Origin of the sequence: Brevibacillus sp. M2.1A (genome assembly GCF_013284355.2) — a bacterium.
Classification (GTDB): Bacteria; Bacillota; Bacilli; order Brevibacillales; family Brevibacillaceae; genus Brevibacillus.
Genome location: NZ_JABSUY020000001.1, coordinates 628,446 through 648,334, shown reverse-complemented (window position 1 = coordinate 648,334; position 19,889 = coordinate 628,446). Strand labels below are relative to the sequence as shown.

Here is a 19,889-nt window from a genome sequence, read left to right as displayed (position 1 = left end):
TTAGCGACTCTTGACCAAAAGCTCTACGGCTTCTTTCACCAGCTTGCTCGTGTCTCCCCCAGTAGCCTGCTCCTCTAGCAAACAGCGTTGCAGGTTTTCCGCTACAATCTGGGCAATCGCCTTGTCTGAAGCGTTGCGAACGGCAGAGAGCTGTGCTACTACGTCTTTGCAGTTTTTCTGGTCGTCCATCATTTTCAGTACACCTCGGACTTGTCCTTCGATTCGTTTTAATCGTCTTTTGATATCGTCACTGTAGTTGTAATCCATATGAATTCCTCCTGCTTGGAACTACTTTACATACAGGTATCTTATGCGAAATACAGGCAATGTCAAGCGAAGCGCCTACGTGAGCTGTTTTAAATAAACAGGTTTACTTTTGCCTGTGTCGCATCCCCCAAATAAGCAGCTACACCTGCATACTCCATTCCGTCGAGCAGTTCTTCCTGCTTAAGGCCGAGCAAGTCCATCGTCATCGTACAAGCGACCAGCTTCACCCCCTGCTCCTGAGCCAGCTCGATGAGTTGCGGAAGCGTCAGGGCATTGTGCTTTTTCATGACATGCTTGATCATCTCTGGCCCCATGCCCATCATGTTCATTTTAGACAGTCCGAGCTTCTTGGCGCCTCTTGGCATCATCCAACCGAATGCTTTTTCAAGCCAACCCTTTTCTACCTTCACGATCTCGTCTTTGCGCATGGTATTTAGTCCCCAGAAGGTGAAAAAGATCGTGACATCATGATCGTAAGCCGCAGCTCCATTCGCAATAATAAAGGCCGCAATCGCTTTATCCAAGTCACCGCTAAACAACACAATTGTCGTTTTTTCTTTTTGTTTTTCCATGTAAGAACACTCCTTAGAAATACTTATACTTGTATAGGTATAAAAATAAGCGAAAGAAGCTTTTGCCAAGAAAAGCATCTTTCCTTATAGAATGTCACTCCAAATCTTGATCGCCGTTCCACAGATCAGCACAATCAGGCCATAACGCAAATATCTCACATCGCTCTTGGCGCTGACCATACTGCCCACCGGCGCCCCCAAAACACTTCCGATGACCGTATACAAAACGGGCAAGAGCGGAATTTGCCCACCCGACAGCTTCCCGATCACACCACCTATTGCGGAGATGAATACAATAGCCAAAGATGAGGCAATCGTCACCCGCGTAGGTATTTTCAGCACGGTCAGCATGATCGGAATGAGGATGAACGCTCCCCCTGCACCGACAATCCCAGATACGATTCCTACGGCAAACGCTGCACCAGCAGCAATGAAGCGGTTATACGCAACTTCCCCTGCTGCCTCTTCTGTCCCTCTATTTTTCACGAGCATCAAAATCACGGCGATGATCGCCAGTATCCCGTACACCACATTGATGCTTTCATTCGACAAGTATTGGGAGAGAGCTGCACCAATCAGGCTGCCCCCCAAGATGCTTCCCCCCATATCTCTGACGAGTCCTCTATGAATCAGGGGCGAGTTTTTCCCGTTTCTTTTGCGGAAAGCCAGTACGCCAGACAGCGACGCGAAAAACACTTGAAACATCGATATCACCGAAACTTCCTGGGCGGAAAACTGCGCCACCCCTAGTGCCGGTGGGATAAACAGAAGCATAGGATAGCTGATGATCGCTCCGCCAATCCCGAGCAATCCGGAAAAAAAGGAGCCGACAAAACCGAGACAGACCATGAGCAGAAGCAGCAAAACGTCCATATATCCTCCTTGCATTCCTACCTAACACATCGGAATGCTCAAACCTCTTTTCAAATGAGTCAGCATCAAGTAAAATTAATCCCAAGTAAATAACTGTGAATAAGGTGATTTAAATGGTCCGCTTTTTCAAATCCATTTTTCAGCATCGGTGCCCCACCTGCCAAGAACCTTTGCGCTCACACAAAAATGCCTTGTTCAGTGAAAAGCAATGCCCAAATGGCCACTACAAGGAAGAAATCTACACGCACCTTGGCGTACGTATCGTTTATGAAAATCAGGAGTAAGCGAGCACTACACGAACGTTAGCGGCTTGGTCCAAAAGTGCTCGCTTCTGTCTCCCTACAGCTTTTTCACCAAAAATTTGTACACACCGTTCTCAACCTCATGGGAAACCAGCTCATTCCCGGTTTGCTTGACCCAAGCGGTGAAGTCGTTCAAAGAGCCTTTGTCTGTCGAGAGTACTTCCATGGTTTGACCGGATTGCATTCCGTCCATTGCTTTTTTGGCTTTGACGATTGGCATCGGGCAAGCCAGACCTTTTGTATCTACCACAAGATCCGCCATTTTTCATTCCTCCTGTTATATAAGCGCGTGATCAAAAGACGATTTTTTGAACTACCTCTTGGTTATTTATCGTGAATGGCGCAGCGATTTGGCCCTACTTCCATCTCTTGTTGTTCCTCTTCGCTCGGTTTTAATTTCCCCATGTTCACTTGACGAATCTCTTGATACGCATTCGGCTGCGGCGGCAAATGATGCGTAACGATATGCCGGAATTCACTTTCATCCGCAATCGTTAGCCCTGGATTATTGCGATACAAATCACCCAAACGGGCGGATACGACACCCATCGAACCAATCTCCGTGTAGCTGCCAAAATGAGCAGGCAACACGACTAAATGCTCGGGAAGCTCTTTATATCGATTATACAAGGTGTTGTGCAGGTCTCCCACCCAATCTTCTGCTTTCCCGGCCAAATCCGGGCGCCCGATCGAAGCGACAAACAAACTGTCTCCCGTGAGAAAAAACGTATCATCGACAATCAGTGACGTACTCCCGATGGTATGTCCGGGGGAATAGATCGGCAAGATCGCAATTTTGGTTGCCCCCACTTGGATTTCCTGCCCTTCCTCTAGCTTACGATAGGAATACGTAACTTCTTCCGCATCTTTTTCTGGAAGCCAATACGACGCATCGAGCTGATCTGCCAGCCTCTTTCCACCGGAAATATGGTCGGCATGCAGATGGGTATCGATGGTGTGCTTGATCGTCCATTGATGCTTGGCTGCAAATGCTTCGTACACATCCGTCATTCGCAATGTATCGACGACAGCCGCTTCTCCTCCTGATACGATCATGTAAGACAAGCAGCCTTTTCCAATGCGGACAAACTGATAAATCGCACCGCCTTCACGGAGGTCTCCCACCTTCACTGGCTCCAGATGCTCACTCCACGCTTTCATTCCACCTTGCAGGTAAGAAACGTCTGCAATGCCCGCTTCTGCTAGCATCTCTGCGACAAAAATGGACGAGCCCTCTTTTGCACAGACGACCAACACTTTTTGATTCACAGGGATTTTCTCCAGAACACTCTCCACCCCATCCAGCAAATCAAAGTAAGGGATGTTCATGCTCACTACTCGATGCCCTTCGATTCTCCAATTCTCGTAATCGCTCGTATTGCGAACGTCGAGAATAAACAATTCCTCCTGCGCAAAGAGAAGCTGCGTTAGCTCGTTTGCCGTCATCGCCTTCACACCTGTTTGTTGTTCCATCATCTTTCTCTCCCCCTTATTGTTTTTCTGCCGGGCCATTCCAGCCAGACATACCCGGTACTACATTGGTGATTTTGGTAAAACCTTTTTCGGCCAGCAACTGACAAGCCATGTCGCTGCGCTTGCCAGATCGGCAGATGATGTAAATGTCGTCATCGGGCTGTAATTCATCCAAGCGCTGCTCTAATACTCCCAGGGGTATTGAAATGGCTATAGGAATGCGGTGAAAAGCGTACTCCGCCGGTTCTCGCACATCAATGAGCGTCAGCTTCTCGTTGGCTTCCAGCTTTTTTTGCAGTTCTTCATTAGAAATGGTTCGCAAGAAATTCGTCTCCTCTTTCACCTCATGGGTACTCGCTTTTCGCAGGAAATGCTTCCACACTTTCCCTTCCTGAACCGTACCCAAAAATTCATGCCCGGTATTAGTTGCCCAGCTCTTCAGGTCAACCAATGACCCTTTATCCGTCGCCTGTACCTCCATCACTTGACCCGGTAACATCTCTTCCATCGCTTTTTTTGTGCGTACGACAGGCATTGGACATGCCAACCCTTTGCAATCTACTGTTTTATCAGCAGAAAAATTCGATTGTACAGACATGCTGTCTACCTCCTACGTTTTTGAATGGAAATGTGATCGATCAATTTTATACGTATACCCCTATGGGTATTATAATATGCCCCTCGTTTCTCTTTGTCAATAGTCGAAACGTGACCGACCCACTCTTTCATACGTATCTTCTTACAAACGAACTTGTACCAACATGGAGGCGCCCAATGAAACTAGCTGACCGGATGAAGGAAAAGAACACGAAGACAACAGAGCTGTCAATTTGGGGACCATACTTACGGGAAGAATGGGAAAAGCATTTTGCGAGCCATCTGACCGAAGAGGATAAAGAGAGGATTTTTCTCAAAAATAAAGACGGCTACCAGGGGTATCTGTGGCATTTATTCAGCAATAAGCTGAGGGATTGTCTTGAACGAGAGGAAGCGGATGAGGCCTTTCAGCAGGTAGCCCATGAGTCGTACTATGTGTTTTACCAGCTTGCTAACGAAGTGCTGATCTTGGAAAATGCTGCGAGGTTTTCTGTCGCGGACTTGGAAAAGGAATACGATGTGTACGTCGTGGATAAGGACTTTACGTGGACGTATGTGAAGACCCATGAAACCAAGTGGTGTGGGCCTTATTTTTGTAGGAAATAGGATGAGGGAAACAAAGAGAGGAAGCATTCGGATACCTTTAGGGGTATGCGTTATGCTTCCTTTTTGGATGGATGAGCTGATTATCGTTGTTGGAGATACTGCAAACTGTTTACCATGATCTCTTTGAAAGGGGGAGCAACAATTTCTTGTCCCCATAATTTTACCCAGAGGTCTGTATTCGGGTTATCAACAGCTATGTAAACCAATAGCTTTGGATCATCGCTTGGTGCAAATCCGATAAACGAATACGTATATTTTCCTTCGATAATGTTTCCTTGCTGGTCGCGTTTCTCTGCTATTCCTGTGCGCCCAGCGACTGCATAATCTTTTATGGAAAAGGCTGTATCTGAGCCTGGTTTGTTTTTTACTATCACTTCTAAAACTTCTCGAACCTGTTTGGCTGTTTCTTCTGATATGACTCGACGCCCTTTGTCAATGTGATTCCGCTCCTCCCTCGTGACATGGGGTTTCATCAATTCACCCCCGTTGGCGATGGCCCCGACAGCAGCTACTTGTTGAATGGCAGAGGCAGAGCCCCCAAGTCCATAAGCTGCCATTGCCTTATCATAGGGAGTATCCATGTTAGGTATCTTTCCAGGCTGTTCATTGATTTGTTCGATGCCGGTTTTCGCTCCAAAACCGAACCGTTCATAATATTGCTGCAACGAATGATTGGATATCTGTTCACTGAGCTTGGCAAAAGCAACATTGGAAGAACGTTGGATACCTTCTAAATACGTAATCTGCCCCCACCCTGCACCATTATTGTGGTCTTTTATAAACTTGCCCGGGGTAATCTCGTAGGTGCCAGACTCGTAAGTCTCGTTGTCCTCATACTTCCCCTCTTCAATAGCAGCCGCCAACGTCACGATCGGAAATGCGGCCACAGGATCTGGTTTCGCTTTTACTATGTCTGGAACCCGGTCATTGGCATCCTGTTTTTTCAGATTCATCCCAAGAATTTCTCCGGTATTTGGATCGGTAACGATTACCGTCATATTTTCGGGCTGATAAGCTTTGTTGGTCTTATGTATCGCTTCTTCTATATACTCCTGAATTTGTGAATCGAGGGTCAGAACCTTATCTGTTTGGGATGTCGGTCCTGCGGCTTGTGCCTTTTGATCCTCCTCTATATTCATCTGCTGTGCGCTCGGCACGGCCTCCGAGGGCATCCACTGATACGCGATAAACAATAAAGCAAAGGAAGCAAATGCGCCTCCAATTACCTTGGCATATTTTTTGCGCTTTTTCATTTGTACGAGTAGCTCCCTTTCTCGACGGATATGACTCGCGATATCACGTCGTTTGTCCTCGTCCAGCTGAAGCGACGGAAATGATTGAAGCACTATGCTTATCTCTTTTTCTTCAAAAGATGGCGTCATGTAGATTGACCTCCCTGCCGCTATTGCCCATTTGTTTTTGCAATTCCTTGATAGCTCGATGGAGCGTCGTGCTGACTTTTGCTTCACTCCAGCCCAAGATTTCTGCTGTCTCTGCTGTAGATACTCCCTCGATCAACCGCAGGATGAGAACTTCTCGATACGAGTTTTTCAAATGATTCATCGCTTCATATACTTCTTGCAATTGTTCCTTTAACACCAATGCCTTCTCAGGTGTGCGTTCTTTGGAAGTGAGGAGTCGGAGGACGTTTTCGGGGAACCAGTCCATCATTTTTTGCTTTCGCCTATAATCAATCGCTGCATGGCGTGCGATAGTCAGAAGCCATGTCTTGGGCTGTGCCCTTCCTTCATAGCCAGATAAGGCTTTAAGCGCCTTTGTAAAAACCTCCTGGACTAAATCCTCGACATCTCTACGTCCGGTAAAATACGCGAGGTAATTGTAAATATCATTTCCGTATTGCTGGAACCATCGCTCTATTCGGTCATCGGAATCCATTCGTACGCTCCTTTATGAAGTTTGTATCTTATTAGACGCAAAATTAAAATTTGCTTACAGTTTTTGTGATATAAAAAAGAAAATGCCGGCCCACTTGAGCTATTATCTCGGGGGACAGCACCTTTTGGCGATAGAAATTGGCTATCAAACAAGTGGAGGCGTTCAAAAATGGAAGAAAAGAGTATTCGAGAAATTAGGGTCACGGATTATCATGGTATTTATTTGTTAAACCTAGACTTTAACCCGAATCTGCATCTATTTACTGAAGAAAAAGTAAAAGAGAAGATTGAAATCATCACAAAGAAAACAAACGACATCATCTTTGTGTGTGAGCAAAACAACGAAGTAATCGGATATATCCATGGAAGTCCCTATGAATTGCTTTTTTCCGACTCTTTCGTAAACGTCCTAGGGTTTGTTGTGAAAGAAAAGGATAGGAATCAAGGTGTAGGTAGCATGTTGATTGAACATCTTGAACAGTGGGGAAAGAAGAATGGATTTTCTGGGATGAAACTGTTGTCCCACCCGAGTCGCATACATGCTCACAGGTTCTATGAACGACGTGGCTATCGATTTACAAAGGATCAGAAAAATTTTATAAAAAAGTTCTAAGCTAATGAAAAAACGCTTCTCCTGCCGCCCAGGGCAGCAGAAGAAGCAGTCTAATGTTTTAATCTATACTTTGAACTTGTTAATCTGCTCCTGAAGCTCCTCAGCCATCTTGGAGAGGGAACCCGCAGACGAAGCGATCTCCTCCGTGGAAGCCAGCTGCTGCTCCGTAGCGGCAGAGACGTTATTCACGCCGCCCGATGCTTCTTCCGCAATCGCTGAAATCTTCTCCACGTAATGGACGACCTCGTCCGTGCTTGCCGCCATCTGTTCCGCGCCTGCGGATACTTCCTGAATCTCGCCCGCGACCTTGTTGACCGCATTCGAGATGTTCTCAAATGCCTGTCCAGCTGCTGTGACAATCTCCATGCCGCTTTGCGTTTCGTCGCTGTTCATTTTGACTGCCTCAACCGCCTGCCTTGTATCATTCTGGATCAGCTGCACCAGGTCAGTAATGCGCTGCGCAGACAATGAGGATTCCTCGGCCAGTTTCCGAACCTCTTCGGCAACGACAGCGAAGCCGCGGCCATGCTCTCCAGCTCTTGCGGCCTCAATCGCCGCATTCAGTGCTAGCAGGTTCGTCTGACTCGCCAAATTATTAATGACCTCGGTGATCGTTCCGATCTCTGCCGAACGTTCTCCCAGTCCCGTAACCAGCTCCGATAGGGATGTGATAGAATTACGGACAGTATTCATCTGTTCGACCGCTGACTTGATGATCATATTTCCTTCCGCAGACTGGTTGGCTGCGTCAACGGCCGATATCGATACGCTCTGTGCCAACTGTGCGATCTGTTCCGAACCCAAAGCCATTTCGCCCATGGCCTGAGAGGAACGCTTGACAATATCCACCTGCTCGGAGGTACCCGTAGCCAATTCCTCCACTGTTAGGGTAATTTGCTCGGATGCCTTCGCATTTTGCTCTGCGCTGGCTAACAGTTCTTCCGACGAAGCTGCTACTTGCTCAGAAGTCGTAGCTACTGATTCAATCATAGCGCGCAGATTCGCCGTCATCGTGTTGAAGGATGCCGCCAAGGTGCCCAGCTCGTCCTTGTTACGCAGCACAATCGTCTCGCCCGTTAGATCGCCACTCGCAATCCGGACAGCGGCCTGATTTATTTGCTGGATTGGCTTTGAGATGATATGTGCCATGAAGAAGGCGATAAGCAGCGCAATGGCCGCCGCTACGAAAGTAGTCACAAGAATGATGACAAACGCTTGCTGGGAAAGCTCCGAAGCGCTTTGACTAACCTTTCCGGCCCCCTCATTGTATATATCGATTAATTTGACAATATTATCATTGGCCGTGTACCACAAAGGGTAGGCCGCGCTATGTAACTTACTTGCCTCATCATATTTGTTTTCTCTGCCCAACTTCACGAACACAGGCATTTTTTCCAAATAAGCATCGTATTTGGTGTTAAACTCTTCAAACAGATTGACAATCTCACTGCCTTCCGCATTGCTGGCATACACAAGCGTCTTCAGTTGTTTCCGTTCATCCTCAATCTTGGCAAGCAGTTGATCCAGAGCCTCCTTCTGCTTCGTGAGCTCCTCCTCGTTCTGTTCAACGATAATGTTGAGCGCAAGACGCTCCACGTCGGAAATGTCTCCATTCACCGTGCCAAGCAGGGTTACCGCTGGCATCCATGACTTATCGATATCCCCGGATATCATGGTCAAATCTCTGATCTGGCTTAATGCAAATGTACTCACAAATGCTAGGAGCGCAACAACTGTAAGAAACCCCGCCAGTAATTTGGTGCGAAGTGTAAGCCCTGTTTTTCCTGTTGCATTTCCCAACTTGCCGCTCATAATCCCCACTCCCCCAGCTACAAATAAATAAAATATATAATATATCTAATTAATATATCGTCATATAACACAATGAAGTATAGAGTGAAAACCGAATTTTATTGTTTATACATTAACAAAATCTACGGCTTTAAGTACGACTAAAAATTGCTTCATGCTTTTGCAACACGGCTGTAAGGGGTAATTATTGTTAAACCCTCCTGCTCAGCCATGTAGACCAGTATACTCAAGAATTGATCAAGGGTTTTGGAATGAAAAAGAGGGTATCTCAAAAGTCGATTTTCCGACTTAGAGACACCCCCTTTTTCTGTGAAACATTATATACAGGCAGAGCTGATGTTGAAGTATATTCTTGCCAAAAAAAAATGGAAGCATATCTCCGCCTCATCGGCAAAAATATGCTTCATTCTCTTCTATCGAAGAATCTAAGCGGAGAGAGTGGGATTCGAACCCACGCACGCCTCACGACGCCTAACGCATTTCGAGTGCGTCCCCTTATGACCACTTGGGTATCTCTCCATATTTGGTTTGTCAGAAACATTACTTACTATAGCAAAATACAGTCAAAAATGCAAGAGTCATTCCTTTGCATGCCCCTTGATTTGCGCGGCTCATTAGGCCAAACTAATAACAGCACACACGATTGGTATCCGATCAGAAGAAAAGCGAGGAACATATATGAAACGTGAACGTTTGGACAAGGTGCTGGCCAATATGGCAATCGGCACGCGCAAGGAAGTGAAAGCATTAGTGAAACAGCGACTGATCGTCGTAGACGGCGTTGTCGCAACAGACCCGGGGATGCATGTCATTGCCGAGGAACAAGAAATTCTTGTGGATGGAGAACCGCTAAACTTTAAGCGCTGGGTATACGTTTTGCTGAACAAACCGCCTGGAGTCGTTTCTGCTACAGAGGACAATGTCCATGAAACCGTAGTGGACTTGCTCCCGTACGAGTGGGCAATCAAGGTGCACCCGGTGGGCCGACTGGATATTGACACAGAGGGTCTCTTGCTCTTGACCAATGACGGTCAGCTCTCCCATAGCCTCTTGTCCCCGAAAAAGAAAGTGGACAAGGAGTACTTTGCCCGCATCGATGGCCGGGTCACTGAGCACCATGTACAGGAGTTTGCCAAAGGCGTGGAATTAGAGGACTTCACTACCCTGCCGGCCAAGCTGGAAATTATCTCTTCGGGAGAAACATCAGAGATTCGCGTCACCATCATGGAAGGAAAGTTCCATCAGGTAAAGCGGATGTTTGCTGCCTTCGACCTGCAGGTCACCTATCTGCAACGGATTCGTATGGGCCCCCTTCATCTTGACCCGTCACTCGCCCCTGGTGAGTATCGCGAACTGACCGAGGAAGAGCTGCACATGCTGCAAAATGTAAACAAATAAAAACCGCCTGCATGTAGACGGTTTGTCCAGACAGCCCGGTCATTCCTGTACCGGCTGTCTTTTTTTGCGCAATCCACGAAAGAAGTCCTTGAGCATCTGCCCGCATTCCTCTGCAAGAACGCCCTCTATGACTGGCACCTGATGGTTGAAGCGCGGTTCTTCAAGCAGGTTCATTAATGTCCCGGCACAGCCCGCCTTCGGATCGCGAGCGCCATACACGACCTGTTCGATGCGGCTTTGAACGATTGCACCCGCACACATTGGACACGGCTCCAACGTCACGTACAGCGTACACCCAATCAAGCGCCATCCACCCAAACGTTCACTTGCCTCCCGTATCGCGATCAATTCCGCGTGCAAGGTAGGGTCTTTTTGTGTTTCCCGCAAGTTGTAGCCGCGACCGACGATTTCCCCTTCGCGCACGATGACCGCACCGATCGGAACCTCGCCAATCGCAGCCGCTTTCCGGGCCTCTTCCATGGCTTGTTTCATATAATAATCATGTTCATTTGCTTGTATCACGTTTCCCTAAAGCTCCTTCAAAAACAGTCTTTCGTCCCGAACAAACGGACCCTTTTACTCAAAAAAGTGGATTCAAGAAGTTTTTGTCCCTACCCGTTCACATACTATCTGAGAGATTACATACATTAATGATGTAAGGAAGAAGTATGCAAATCATTGTTAGCCTCTTTCTGGAGGGATGTGAGTGGGCTTAACCTCTGCAAATACGTTATTTGATCGCTTTCACAGTCCGACTAGAGGTCTACTGGCAAAAGAAGAAGTGTTTTCCCACATCGAACATACCATCTCATCAATAGGTGGTCCATTTGAAATTATTGTGGGGGCCGACTCTCAATTAAAAAGCCGCGGGACTTTTTTTGCCCTTGTTATCACAGTGATCCGTCCCGGGCATGGGGGTACCTTCTTTTATCACAAATTTCAGGAACGCCGGTACTCATCCTTGCAACAGCGTATATTTCAGGAAGCGATGTACGCAGTCGGACTTGCCACAGAAGTACGCAAATATTTGCGGGACCACCACTTAGATACTCCCATCCGCCTGCATTTTGATATCGGCACGAATGGTCCTACCCGTAAGTTTATCCAGTCTTTGTTGAGCTTAGCAGAAACCAATCACTTTCGTGCCGAGATCAAACCGAACTCCTTCTGTGCATCTACGATTGCCGACAAGTACACCAAGTGACAAAGCGAGCGGATTGCTAATGAGGCGTCCGCTTGGCTTTGTTTTGCCCTTATCCTGTCGGTTCAAACAATTCGGGACAGGCTGCTGGTTCTCCTGCCCGCCGTGTTTTTCCCGTTCACAGAGTGATTGACAATGTACGAGACGTGAGCTATTATAAGCTTTAATTGAAGCGTTTTCACAAGGCGTGTTACTGGTAATGCAGGCATGAGCCGAGAAGATCTTTTTCTTGTTAAAAAGGTTTTTTCGGCTCTTTTTTCTGATTAACGTCATGGTTCATCGGCGTTTTTCATTAAATTGGATGTGACCGCTTGCGGTAAGCAAAAACGGTCATGGACCGTTTTTGTCTATCTAAAGGTGGTGGAATGGATTGTCCCGTGAAAAGGAAAAAACGTACGCTATTACGCGTGTGTTGAACCATAACGTCGTACTCGTGGAAGAACCCGGATCTGGACAAGAAATTGTCCTGTTCGGAAAAGGAATCGGATTTGGTGCAAAAACAGGGAATACCATCCCCGCCCATGATTTGCGAGTGGAAAAGCGCTTCAGGCTCGAAAATGAAAATCATCAGAAGCAGTATCAGAACATCCTGAGCCAAGTAGATCCTGCTGTCGTAGGAATTGCGGAAGAAATCATCGCTCTCATTGCGAGTGAGATCACGCCAGAATTGAACGAACACGTCCACGTTGCCTTGCCTGACCATATCCAGTTTGCCATCTATCGGCTCAATAACGGGATGGAGATCGTGAATCCGTTCTTGTTCGAAATCCAGACGCTGTACACGAAGGAGTACGCACTGGCGAACCGGGCAGCGGATATGATCAAAAACGCATTCGACCTGGACATTCCCGATAGTGAAATCGGATTTCTGGCCTTGCACATTCATTCCGCGATTAGCTACGTCCCAGTAAAAAAGGCAGTCCAATTCACCAACATCATCACCGAGTTGGTAAGCCTGATTGAAGAGCGAACAGCCATTACGATTGAACGCAGTACCATTGATTACGTTCGTCTCATCACCCATTTGCGCTTTGCCGTTGAGCGCATCCGTCAACAAAAATTCATCAAGAACCCGCTTCTGGACCGAGTCAAAACGACCATGCCAGAAGCCTACCAATTGGCAACAGAGCTGGCTCAATACATCTCCACCCGTCTCGAGATTGCTGTACCGGAAGACGAGGTTGGTTACATGGCTCTGCACCTTTATCGCTTATTACAACAAAATTAAATCATAATCCTGCGTGTTACTAGCTCGACTAGGCATGAGCGGTGAGATCATACGGACATAGTAAGTATGTCGTCGTATGAATTCAACCGTCTCATGCCTTTTTTGGTTCAGACGCAAAAGGAGGATACTATGCTACGCAGTCTTTTTTCCCGGAAAAAACAACAACAAGAGGTAACCTTTCTTGCACCATTAACAGGTACCGTACTCCCTCTGTCCGAGGTTCCTGATCCTGTGTTCGCAGGTAAAGTCGTCGGTGATGGTGTAGCGATTCTGCCAAGCGCAGACACTCTCGTCTCCCCTGTCGATGGAAAGGTAACGCATCTTTTCCCTACTCACCATGCTATCGGGCTGTCGTCTGAAAGTGGTCTTGAGATATTGATGCATATTGGAATCGACACCGTGAAATTAAACGGGAAAGGCTTTACCCCATTTGTCTCTGTTGGCGATCAAGTAAAAGCTGGCGACAAGCTCATCCAATTCGACAAGAGTGTACTGGAGGATGCGGGTTGTCCGATCGTAACACCGATCGTTATTACAAACGGTGAAATGGTTGCTGAAAAAAACGTAGTGGCAAAAGCAACTGTGCAAGCAGGTCAAGAGCCACTGATGACTGTCGTCTTAAAATAAAGCGAAGCGCATGGTTGAGGGAGGTAGAGGTACAACATGGTTCAATTTGAAGTAACCGTCAATGTAGAGGGCGGGCTCCACGCGAGGCCAGCAGCTCTACTCGTGAATTGTTCGTCGCAATCTCAGTCAAAGATTACGCTGAGCAAAGGGACAAAACACGCAGATGGCAAAAGCATTCTCGGCATCATGACACTGGGTGTTTCCCAAGGTGACACCCTGACCGTTCAGATCGATGGAGCGGATGAACAAAACGTAGCCACTGCGATTCAGCAGCTATTGGAGCAATCCTCGTAAATCATACCGTGTAAACGACGGACAGGAAGGTGAAGGACGTATGTTAAAAGGAATCCCGGTTTCCGCTGGCATTTCGATTGCCCCTGTTTTACGCCTCACACACGAAACTGCCATCACGCAGGCAGAGTCCACCACTCCAGTGGATGCAGCTCAGGAGCTAGGACTACTTAGCAAAAGCGTAGAGCAAGCACGCGAACAACTGGAAAAGCTAAAGGAACAGACAGAGGAACAATTAGGTTCGGAAAAAGCGGCGATCCTCTCTGCTCATATTGCCTTTCTGGATGACCCGGCATTTGTCGGGGAGATGAGTGCGCTCATTGAAAATCAACAACTGGCGGCATCAACCGCCGTCTCGCAAGTAGCCGATCAATTCATTGCCCTCTTTGAGAGTATGGACGATGCCTACATGAAAGAGCGCGCAGATGATATTCGTGATGTGAGCCGCCGTCTGATTCGAAATATTTCAGGTGGTGACACCGTCATCTCCTACCCGGAAGAGCCTTTTATCCTGGTTGCATGGGACGTCACCCCATCCGAGACGCTTCAGCTTCCACTCCAGCATGTACGAGGAATTGTTACGGCAAAAGGTGGCGCTACCTCTCATGCAGCCATATTGGCACGCTCTCTCGGAATTCCCGCTGTCATGGGTGCAGGCGATACCTTGATGGAAAAAGTAGACTCCGGAAGTTTGCTGATTATCGATGGAACCTCTGGACAGCTGATTGTTTCGCCTGATGCGGATACACTGGCTGCCTATCAGGAAAAAGCCGCGCAGGAAGAAAAGGAGCGCCAATTGTACGAAGCCATAAAGGAACTGCCTGCCGAAACCACCGATGGACATCGTGTTCACCTGATGGCAAACATGGCTGTGCCAGAAGAATCTGATGCACTGATCGCATCTGGTGTAGCAGGAATCGGGTTATTCCGCTCCGAGTTTTTGTTCATGGATCGCACCACCCTTCCCGATGAGGCCGAACAATTTGCTGCATACAAGCATGTAGCCGTTGCTTTTGGCGACAAGCCGGTCATCATTCGTACCTTGGATGTTGGCGGCGACAAGCATTTGCCAGCACTCGCGCTTCCGCAGGAGGAAAACCCGTTCCTTGGCTTCCGCGCCATGCGTATCTCCTTAGCCAGACCGGAATTGTTCCTGGTGCAATTACGCGCGCTCTTGCGTGCCAGTGCATTCGGTCGCCTGCTGATTATGTTCCCGATGATTTCCCATATGGAGCAACTGCGTGAAGCTAAACGATTGCTGGAGCAAGCAAAAGCAGAGCTGCGAGCAGAAGGGGTCGCTTTTGACGAGAAAATCGCCGTAGGCATGATGATGGAGATTCCAGGCGCTTGCCTGCAAGCAGATGCGTTTTCGAAAGAGGTAGACTTTTTCAGCATCGGCACCAATGATCTCGTTCAATACACGCTGGCAGTAGACCGGATGAATGCCAATATCGCCGAGCTGTACAGCTACTACCATCCAGCCGTATTACGACTGATTTCCCAAGTTATCGAAGCTTCCCATCGGGCAGGTATTTGGACCGGGCTGTGTGGGGAAATGGCGGGAGATCCGTTGGCAACCAAGCTCTTGCTCGGATTGGGGCTCGATGAGTTCAGCGGTGCCGCTTCGGTCATGCCAAAAGTCAAAGAACGCATCCGCTCCACCAGCTTAGAGGAAGCGAAAAGATTGGCTGAACACGTCCTTACACGCTCTACTGTAGACGAGGTCGTTCAGTATCTGAAAGACAAAGCCTTATAGAAAGGTTTTGTCGCCCGAGTAGTGTAAGCGCTTCCAATATATCGATCAGAATGGTCTCTCTCCGGTTTATTCCTTGTGCCCTCATCATTTTGCATTTATCCGGAGAGCGGCTTCCCTGATAAATTCATCCCATTCCAAGGAGGTTTTATCCTATGCTCGCTTTTCTGCAAAAGATTGGGAGAGCCCTGATGCTCCCAGTCGCAACGTTGCCAGCCGCAGCGATTTTGCAAAGCTTTGGTCTTCTCAAATTCGAGAAGGACCTCAATCTCGGTGCCTTTGGTGCCTTCATGGACTCGTACATCGCTCCGCTTTTGGCTGCTGGCGGTGCAGCTATTTTTGACAACCTGGCATTAATCTTTGCTGTCGGTGTTGCCATTGGCTTGGCTGGAGATGCTGTTGCTGCTTTAGCCGCTGTCATTGCCTACGTCGTATTGACGAAAGTACTTGCTGCTGTTCCTGCTGCCATGCCTTTCATCGCAGATGATTTAAAACTGAACATGGGTGTCATCGGCGGTATTATGGCGGGTGGTATTGCAGCATTTTTCTACAACCGCTACCATTCGATCAAGCTGCCAGAATGGCTGGGCTTCTTCGGTGGAAAACGCTTCGTCCCAATTGTCACTTCTCTCTCCATGGTTGTCATCGGCTTGATTTTTGGGATTATTTGGGGACCGATCCAGATTGCCCTTGACTCATTGGGCTCTTGGATCGTAGGTCTCGGCGCAACAGGTTCTTTCTTGTTCGGATTCTTCAACCGATTGCTCGTTCCATTTGGTCTGCACCACGTACTCAATGCGATTGCCTGGTTCCAAATCGGTGACTTTACCGATGCGACAGGAAAAGTGGTACACGGCGACCTGCATCGTTTCTTTGCGGGAGACCCGTCAGCAGGAATGTTTATGACTGGTTTCTATCCGATCATGATGTTCGCACTTCCTGGAGCGGCATTCGCTATTATTCACTCAGCGCGTCCTGAAAAACGCAAAGTAGTTGCTTCTATGTTTATTGGTGCAGCTCTCGCTTCGTTCCTGACCGGGATTACTGAGGTAGTGGAATTTGCGTTTATGTTCGCTGCCCCACTCCTGTATTTTGTCCACGCGATATTGACGGGTGTGTCCGGGTATATCGTGACCTCTCTCGGCATCAAGCACGGCTTTGGATTTTCAGCGGGTCTGATCGACTACGGTATCAACTACCACCTCTCTACGAATGCCTGGATGATCATCCCGATTGGTCTGGCATTCGCCGTGGTCTACTACGTCCTGTTCCGTTTCCTGATTGTGAAGCTGAACCTCAAGACACCGGGACGTGAGGATGATGAAGAAATGACAACTACAGCTACGGGAAGGAACAATTCGATGCAGGATAAAGCGATCCAAGTGCTCACTCACATTGGTGGAAAAGAAAACGTCGTTAGCGTAGACGCCTGCATCACTCGTTTGCGTCTCGTCTTGAAGGACGACAAGAAGGTCAATGACAAAGCCTTAAAGGACCTCGGTGCAGCCGGTGTTATGCGACTGGGTCAAGGAAGCGTGCAAGTCGTCTTCGGAACCCATTCAGAGCTGCTAAAAGAAGAGATAACCAAGCTATAAAGGAAAACGAAAGCCCGGTCACGGTGAAATCCGTACCGGGCTTTTTTCTGTTTCCTGAATGGGTAACGGACGCGACCCGGCATCATTCCCATCATGTGTCGTACTATATGGGCATCGCGCGTTGTTTTCCAACTCCTTTTCAAACATGACCAAGCGCTCAAGAAATCCCTCGCAAGCCGGCATACTCTGTGGCGCCATCATTTCAATTTCGTAAGCGACGGTCTTTCTCCATATTTCCAGCTGCCTTCTATTTGCCTCCCTAGCGTTCAACCCATCCCACCCCTTTTTGCTAAATCAGCAAACGATTCTGATAAAAAGATCAAGCATGCTGCATCGTAGTTTTTTAGCCAACACTGGCAAATGATTGGCCTTGAAGTCATATTCTCCCTTCTCGTACTTCAAGTATGTCGAAGCATTTCGAAACCCGAGTGCTTCCGCCATTTCTTGCAAGGTCAGCTTGCACTCATTACGTCGTTGCGCGATAAACGGGAGGTTGAGCCGTTCCACCAGTTATCCCCTCCTGATTTGCAAAAATGGCAAATATTTATAGTTACATCATATCCTTTCAATTTTAGCAAAGTCAATACAGATTTTGTCATATTAGCAATCTTGTTTTTTCCGTAATGGAAAATTGTTAGAATGGAATTGCCAAAACGATAAAGGTGGTCTCACGATGTCCATAGTTGGTCAACGCATAAAATGGCTGCGCGAACAAAAACAATGGTCACAACTTCAATTAGCTGAAAAGCTGGGCATACATAATACGGTACTTTCGAGGATCGAGTCAGGCGAAAAGAAGGGCGTCGATTTTCATCTGATTTCCAAAGTCGCAGATTTATTTGAAGTATCCACCGATTTTCTCCACGGTCGCACGGAAGAACCATCTTGGAAACGCGGTTCTGTCCGGGAAACACCAGCGACCTTTTTGGATGTCGATGGCCTGACAGAGAAAGATCTGATTGAGGTCAAGCGCCATATTGAATTTTTAAAATGGAAGGCTTTGCAGGAAAAGAACGAAGACCCTTCTTGAAGATTCATTAACGAATAACAGAAAAACCCCTGTCTCCAGGGGTTTTCATCGTGGCAAGCGTCAGGCGTACTCTCCTGATGCTTTTTTTATATAGGCTGTGTTATTCTTCGCTGTCGTTAGCCATTTCGTCTGCATTCAACTCGATCCAGCTCTGCGACCAAGACTCAATTCCCTTGAGCACTGGAGTCAGAGCTTTCCCCATCTCCGTTAAGGAATACTCTACGCGGACAGGAGCAGAATCAGTAAACACCTGCCGATGCACGAGTCCTTCCTTCTCCAAATCCTTCAAACGCTCAGAAAGTAGCCTTCCGCTTACTGGCAGGGCCTCTTCCAATGCACAAAATCGCTGTGGTCCCGACAACAACTGGTATAGGATTAGACCTGTCCATCGCTTCCCCAACAACTGCATACCTTTTTCGAACTTGGGACAGAGGGTAGACTGTTTCATAGGTATCACCTCATTCTCCTTCCAGTATACCGCTCTTTGTTCAATCCATCAAAACCAATGATGCGAATCACCCTTGAAAAATACACTTGCCAACTGTTGGGATTTTATTGAATCACTTGACTTAGGAATTTATTATTGTATACTTACTAACGAAAAGTAACTTTGTTACGCATTTAAATTTCGGAGGGATTCATACATGTCTAATCGTTTTGAATGGAGCGCACTTATTCTACGTGTGATAGCTGGACTTACTTTTGCCATTCACGGAGTGGCCAAATTCCAAATGGGGCTGGAGAATGTCGCTGGTTTCTTCGGGACCATGGGACTCCCTGCATTCATTGCTTACCTCGTAACCTTCTTGGAGGTAGTAGGCGGTATTGCCTTGATTCTTGGTCTGGGTACTCGCGTGTTCGCAGGTGCGTTGTCTGTTGTCATGATTGGTGCAATCTTTACAGCCAAGCTCGCTGTCGGCTTCCTGGGCGGTGAAGGTGGGGCTGGTTATGAATTGGATCTGGCCTTGCTTGCGATGTTGGTTTCTCTTGGAATTAGTGGCAGCACCAAGTTCGCACTGGACACTATCCTGTTTGGAAAAAGATCGGTTGAATAATCCATTGTTTCACATATAAAAGCCAAGCCTGAAGGTCACATTTGAGCCCCTTCTGACTTGGCTTTTTTTATTCTTTTTGCGGTGATTCCTCGATCATTTTTTTATTGATGATCCTTATTTTATCTGCTGGTGATTTCTCGTCCTTTGCACTAATAAATACGGAGTTATCTCCCGCTTCAAAAAACATGACATAATCCTGATCGGCCATACTCTTCTCTTCACTGACAGGCGCTCCCAGATTTTTACGGATTGTGTCCAGATTCGTTTCATTAAGATGAAGGCCGGCCAAATCAATTCCATATACGCGATCTTGCCCATCAAAATAAATGAGTGCCGTCTCTAGCTTCTCAAAGACTTCATAGCGCCCGCCATCCCAATAATCCTGTTTCGTTACCTTGCCGTATAGCGCAGAAACTTCATCCCGCTTCATCCCGATGTGGATATCGAATCCACTGATTTCGTTTTTGGCGAGCAGCTGCAAAAATTGCTCATTGAGAATCATTTGACGTGCGGTAGCGGTTTGCTTCTCTTGCTTTTGGTCGCCACCGCTGTTTCCCGCCTCTTGCTTCTGCTCGGTTACAGGCTGTGGTTTTGTATCTGTTGATACGTTCGTGTCAGGTGAACAGCCTCCTGCAATCAAGCCTGCCATTACGGTCATACACACCCATTTTCTCATCCGAATTCGCTCCTTTTCTTCCTCT

At 47.5% G+C, this 19,889-nt stretch carries 24 protein-coding genes and 1 tRNA gene; 11 read left to right on the top strand and 14 right to left on the bottom strand.

Annotated features, from left to right (window positions below; translation table 11 throughout):
* The 6 genes from HP567_RS03035 to HP567_RS03010 all read right to left on the bottom strand — a co-directional run bounded on the left by HP567_RS03035 (position 1) and on the right by HP567_RS03010 (position 4,085).
* Positions 1-267, bottom strand: coding sequence for a metal-sensitive transcriptional regulator (locus tag HP567_RS03035; protein ID WP_173612124.1), 267 nt, complete (start codon positions 265-267; stop codon positions 1-3).
* A gap of 89 nt (positions 268-356) precedes the next feature.
* Positions 357-839 carry a DsrE/DsrF/DrsH-like family protein gene (locus HP567_RS03030; RefSeq protein ID WP_007719857.1) on the bottom strand — a complete coding sequence of 161 codons (483 nt, stop codon included), beginning with the start codon at positions 837-839 and terminating at the stop codon, positions 357-359.
* Positions 840-923: 84 nt separating this feature from the next.
* Positions 924-1,712, bottom strand: coding sequence for a sulfite exporter TauE/SafE family protein (locus tag HP567_RS03025; RefSeq protein WP_173612125.1), 789 nt, complete (start codon positions 1,710-1,712; stop codon positions 924-926).
* Between the two features lie 339 nt (positions 1,713-2,051).
* A complete protein-coding gene (locus tag HP567_RS03020; protein ID WP_173612126.1) occupies positions 2,052-2,276 on the bottom strand; it encodes a sulfurtransferase TusA family protein in 225 nt (74 codons plus the stop codon).
* 62 nt (positions 2,277-2,338) lie between these two features.
* A complete protein-coding gene (locus HP567_RS03015; protein ID WP_173612127.1) occupies positions 2,339-3,490 on the bottom strand; it encodes an MBL fold metallo-hydrolase in 1,152 nt (383 codons plus the stop codon).
* Between the two features lie 13 nt (positions 3,491-3,503).
* A complete protein-coding gene (locus HP567_RS03010) occupies positions 3,504-4,085 on the bottom strand; it encodes a sulfurtransferase TusA family protein (protein WP_173612128.1) in 582 nt (193 codons plus the stop codon).
* A 176-nt stretch (positions 4,086-4,261) separates the two neighbouring features.
* On the opposite strand from HP567_RS03010, the gene HP567_RS03005 reads away from it, so the two are divergent.
* Complete coding sequence (locus tag HP567_RS03005; RefSeq protein WP_173612129.1) at positions 4,262-4,690, top strand: DUF4275 family protein; 429 nt, start codon at positions 4,262-4,264, stop codon at positions 4,688-4,690.
* An 80-nt stretch (positions 4,691-4,770) separates the two neighbouring features.
* Here the strand turns inward: HP567_RS03005 and HP567_RS03000 are convergent, their stop codons facing one another.
* Together HP567_RS03000 and HP567_RS02995 are read right to left on the bottom strand one after the other, a co-directional pair.
* Complete coding sequence (locus HP567_RS03000) at positions 4,771-6,072, bottom strand: penicillin-binding transpeptidase domain-containing protein (protein WP_173612130.1); 1,302 nt, start codon at positions 6,070-6,072, stop codon at positions 4,771-4,773.
* Positions 6,056-6,586 (bottom strand): RNA polymerase sigma factor, encoded by a 531-nt coding sequence (locus tag HP567_RS02995; RefSeq protein ID WP_173612131.1) that lies wholly within the window; start codon positions 6,584-6,586, stop codon positions 6,056-6,058. Before HP567_RS02995 ends, HP567_RS03000 begins: the two co-directional genes overlap by 17 nt.
* Positions 6,587-6,754: 168 nt before the next feature.
* On the opposite strand from HP567_RS02995, the gene HP567_RS02990 reads away from it, so the two are divergent.
* Positions 6,755-7,198 carry a GNAT family N-acetyltransferase gene (locus HP567_RS02990; RefSeq protein ID WP_173612132.1) on the top strand — a complete coding sequence of 148 codons (444 nt, stop codon included), beginning with the start codon at positions 6,755-6,757 and terminating at the stop codon, positions 7,196-7,198.
* 63 nt (positions 7,199-7,261) lie between these two features.
* Here HP567_RS02990 and HP567_RS02985 read toward each other — a convergent pair whose 3' ends face one another.
* On the bottom strand, positions 7,262-9,010 hold the full coding sequence (locus HP567_RS02985; protein WP_173612133.1) for a methyl-accepting chemotaxis protein: 1,749 nt from the start codon (positions 9,008-9,010) through the stop codon (positions 7,262-7,264).
* Positions 9,011-9,440: 430 nt separating this feature from the next.
* Positions 9,441-9,529 (bottom strand) — tRNA-Ser (locus HP567_RS02980).
* A gap of 159 nt (positions 9,530-9,688) precedes the next feature.
* Between HP567_RS02980 and HP567_RS02975 the strand changes: the two genes are divergently transcribed.
* The gene (locus tag HP567_RS02975) at positions 9,689-10,408 is read left to right on the top strand and encodes a pseudouridine synthase (RefSeq protein WP_048035529.1); all 720 of its coding nucleotides are present in this window, start codon (positions 9,689-9,691) and stop codon (positions 10,406-10,408) included.
* A gap of 39 nt (positions 10,409-10,447) precedes the next feature.
* Here the strand turns inward: HP567_RS02975 and tadA are convergent, their stop codons facing one another.
* Positions 10,448-10,930 carry a tRNA adenosine(34) deaminase TadA gene (tadA, locus tag HP567_RS02970; RefSeq protein WP_173612134.1) on the bottom strand — a complete coding sequence of 161 codons (483 nt, stop codon included), beginning with the start codon at positions 10,928-10,930 and terminating at the stop codon, positions 10,448-10,450.
* Between the two features lie 184 nt (positions 10,931-11,114).
* Between tadA and HP567_RS02965 the strand changes: the two genes are divergently transcribed.
* From HP567_RS02965 to nagE, 6 genes are all read left to right on the top strand, one after another.
* A complete protein-coding gene (locus HP567_RS02965) occupies positions 11,115-11,612 on the top strand; it encodes a ribonuclease H-like YkuK family protein (RefSeq protein ID WP_173612135.1) in 498 nt (165 codons plus the stop codon).
* Between the two features lie 367 nt (positions 11,613-11,979).
* The gene (gene glcT, locus HP567_RS02960) at positions 11,980-12,837 is read left to right on the top strand and encodes a glucose PTS transporter transcription antiterminator GlcT (RefSeq protein ID WP_173612136.1); all 858 of its coding nucleotides are present in this window, start codon (positions 11,980-11,982) and stop codon (positions 12,835-12,837) included.
* A 129-nt stretch (positions 12,838-12,966) separates the two neighbouring features.
* Positions 12,967-13,464, top strand: coding sequence for a PTS sugar transporter subunit IIA (locus HP567_RS02955; protein ID WP_173612137.1), 498 nt, complete (start codon positions 12,967-12,969; stop codon positions 13,462-13,464).
* A 36-nt stretch (positions 13,465-13,500) separates the two neighbouring features.
* Positions 13,501-13,758 carry an HPr family phosphocarrier protein gene (locus HP567_RS02950; protein ID WP_007719815.1) on the top strand — a complete coding sequence of 86 codons (258 nt, stop codon included), beginning with the start codon at positions 13,501-13,503 and terminating at the stop codon, positions 13,756-13,758.
* A gap of 40 nt (positions 13,759-13,798) precedes the next feature.
* Positions 13,799-15,511: a phosphoenolpyruvate--protein phosphotransferase gene (ptsP, locus tag HP567_RS02945; protein ID WP_173612138.1), complete on the top strand. Its 1,713-nt coding sequence runs from the start codon at positions 13,799-13,801 to the stop codon at positions 15,509-15,511.
* Positions 15,512-15,663: 152 nt separating this feature from the next.
* Positions 15,664-17,103: an N-acetylglucosamine-specific PTS transporter subunit IIBC gene (nagE, locus tag HP567_RS02940; RefSeq protein WP_173612139.1), complete on the top strand. Its 1,440-nt coding sequence runs from the start codon at positions 15,664-15,666 to the stop codon at positions 17,101-17,103.
* Positions 17,104-17,397: 294 nt separating this feature from the next.
* Here the strand turns inward: nagE and HP567_RS02935 are convergent, their stop codons facing one another.
* Positions 17,398-17,610 carry a helix-turn-helix domain-containing protein gene (locus HP567_RS02935; protein WP_173612140.1) on the bottom strand — a complete coding sequence of 71 codons (213 nt, stop codon included), beginning with the start codon at positions 17,608-17,610 and terminating at the stop codon, positions 17,398-17,400.
* Positions 17,611-17,776: 166 nt separating this feature from the next.
* On the opposite strand from HP567_RS02935, the gene HP567_RS02930 reads away from it, so the two are divergent.
* Complete coding sequence (locus tag HP567_RS02930) at positions 17,777-18,133, top strand: helix-turn-helix domain-containing protein (protein ID WP_229087872.1); 357 nt, start codon at positions 17,777-17,779, stop codon at positions 18,131-18,133.
* A gap of 100 nt (positions 18,134-18,233) precedes the next feature.
* Here HP567_RS02930 and HP567_RS02925 read toward each other — a convergent pair whose 3' ends face one another.
* The gene (locus HP567_RS02925; RefSeq protein WP_173612142.1) at positions 18,234-18,581 is read right to left on the bottom strand and encodes a winged helix-turn-helix transcriptional regulator; all 348 of its coding nucleotides are present in this window, start codon (positions 18,579-18,581) and stop codon (positions 18,234-18,236) included.
* A gap of 196 nt (positions 18,582-18,777) precedes the next feature.
* Here HP567_RS02925 and HP567_RS02920 point away from each other — a divergent pair, with 196 nt between their 5' ends.
* Complete coding sequence (locus HP567_RS02920) at positions 18,778-19,188, top strand: DoxX family protein (protein WP_173612143.1); 411 nt, start codon at positions 18,778-18,780, stop codon at positions 19,186-19,188.
* Between the two features lie 67 nt (positions 19,189-19,255).
* Here the strand turns inward: HP567_RS02920 and HP567_RS02915 are convergent, their stop codons facing one another.
* Positions 19,256-19,864 carry a hypothetical protein gene (locus HP567_RS02915; protein ID WP_173612144.1) on the bottom strand — a complete coding sequence of 203 codons (609 nt, stop codon included), beginning with the start codon at positions 19,862-19,864 and terminating at the stop codon, positions 19,256-19,258.
* Between the last annotated feature and the right edge of the window lie 25 nt (positions 19,865-19,889).

Excerpts from the sequence above, each read along its gene's own strand:
- HP567_RS03035 (WP_173612124.1), bottom strand. The coding sequence starts at position 267 with ATGGATTACAACTACAGTGACGATATCAAAAGACGATTAAAACGAATC.
- HP567_RS03030 (WP_007719857.1), bottom strand. The coding sequence starts at position 839 with ATGGAAAAACAAAAAGAAAAAACGACAATTGTGTTGTTTAGCGGTGAC.
- HP567_RS03025 (WP_173612125.1), bottom strand. The coding sequence starts at position 1,712 with ATGGACGTTTTGCTGCTTCTGCTCATGGTCTGTCTCGGTTTTGTCGGC.
- HP567_RS03020 (WP_173612126.1), bottom strand. The coding sequence starts at position 2,276 with ATGGCGGATCTTGTGGTAGATACAAAAGGTCTGGCTTGCCCGATGCCA.
- HP567_RS03015 (WP_173612127.1), bottom strand. The coding sequence starts at position 3,490 with ATGATGGAACAACAAACAGGTGTGAAGGCGATGACGGCAAACGAGCTA.
- HP567_RS03010 (WP_173612128.1), bottom strand. The coding sequence starts at position 4,085 with ATGTCTGTACAATCGAATTTTTCTGCTGATAAAACAGTAGATTGCAAA.
- HP567_RS03005 (WP_173612129.1), top strand. The coding sequence starts at position 4,262 with ATGAAACTAGCTGACCGGATGAAGGAAAAGAACACGAAGACAACAGAG.
- HP567_RS03000 (WP_173612130.1), bottom strand. The coding sequence starts at position 6,072 with ATGACGCCATCTTTTGAAGAAAAAGAGATAAGCATAGTGCTTCAATCA.
- HP567_RS02995 (WP_173612131.1), bottom strand. The coding sequence starts at position 6,586 with ATGGATTCCGATGACCGAATAGAGCGATGGTTCCAGCAATACGGAAAT.
- HP567_RS02990 (WP_173612132.1), top strand. The coding sequence starts at position 6,755 with ATGGAAGAAAAGAGTATTCGAGAAATTAGGGTCACGGATTATCATGGT.
- HP567_RS02985 (WP_173612133.1), bottom strand. The coding sequence starts at position 9,010 with ATGAGCGGCAAGTTGGGAAATGCAACAGGAAAAACAGGGCTTACACTT.
- HP567_RS02975 (WP_048035529.1), top strand. The coding sequence starts at position 9,689 with ATGAAACGTGAACGTTTGGACAAGGTGCTGGCCAATATGGCAATCGGC.
- HP567_RS02955 (WP_173612137.1), top strand. The coding sequence starts at position 12,967 with ATGCTACGCAGTCTTTTTTCCCGGAAAAAACAACAACAAGAGGTAACC.
- HP567_RS02950 (WP_007719815.1), top strand. The coding sequence starts at position 13,501 with ATGGTTCAATTTGAAGTAACCGTCAATGTAGAGGGCGGGCTCCACGCG.
- ptsP (WP_173612138.1), top strand. The coding sequence starts at position 13,799 with ATGTTAAAAGGAATCCCGGTTTCCGCTGGCATTTCGATTGCCCCTGTT.
- nagE (WP_173612139.1), top strand. The coding sequence starts at position 15,664 with ATGCTCGCTTTTCTGCAAAAGATTGGGAGAGCCCTGATGCTCCCAGTC.
- HP567_RS02930 (WP_229087872.1), top strand. The coding sequence starts at position 17,777 with ATGTCCATAGTTGGTCAACGCATAAAATGGCTGCGCGAACAAAAACAA.
- HP567_RS02925 (WP_173612142.1), bottom strand. The coding sequence starts at position 18,581 with ATGAAACAGTCTACCCTCTGTCCCAAGTTCGAAAAAGGTATGCAGTTG.
- HP567_RS02920 (WP_173612143.1), top strand. The coding sequence starts at position 18,778 with ATGTCTAATCGTTTTGAATGGAGCGCACTTATTCTACGTGTGATAGCT.
- HP567_RS02915 (WP_173612144.1), bottom strand. The coding sequence starts at position 19,864 with ATGAGAAAATGGGTGTGTATGACCGTAATGGCAGGCTTGATTGCAGGA.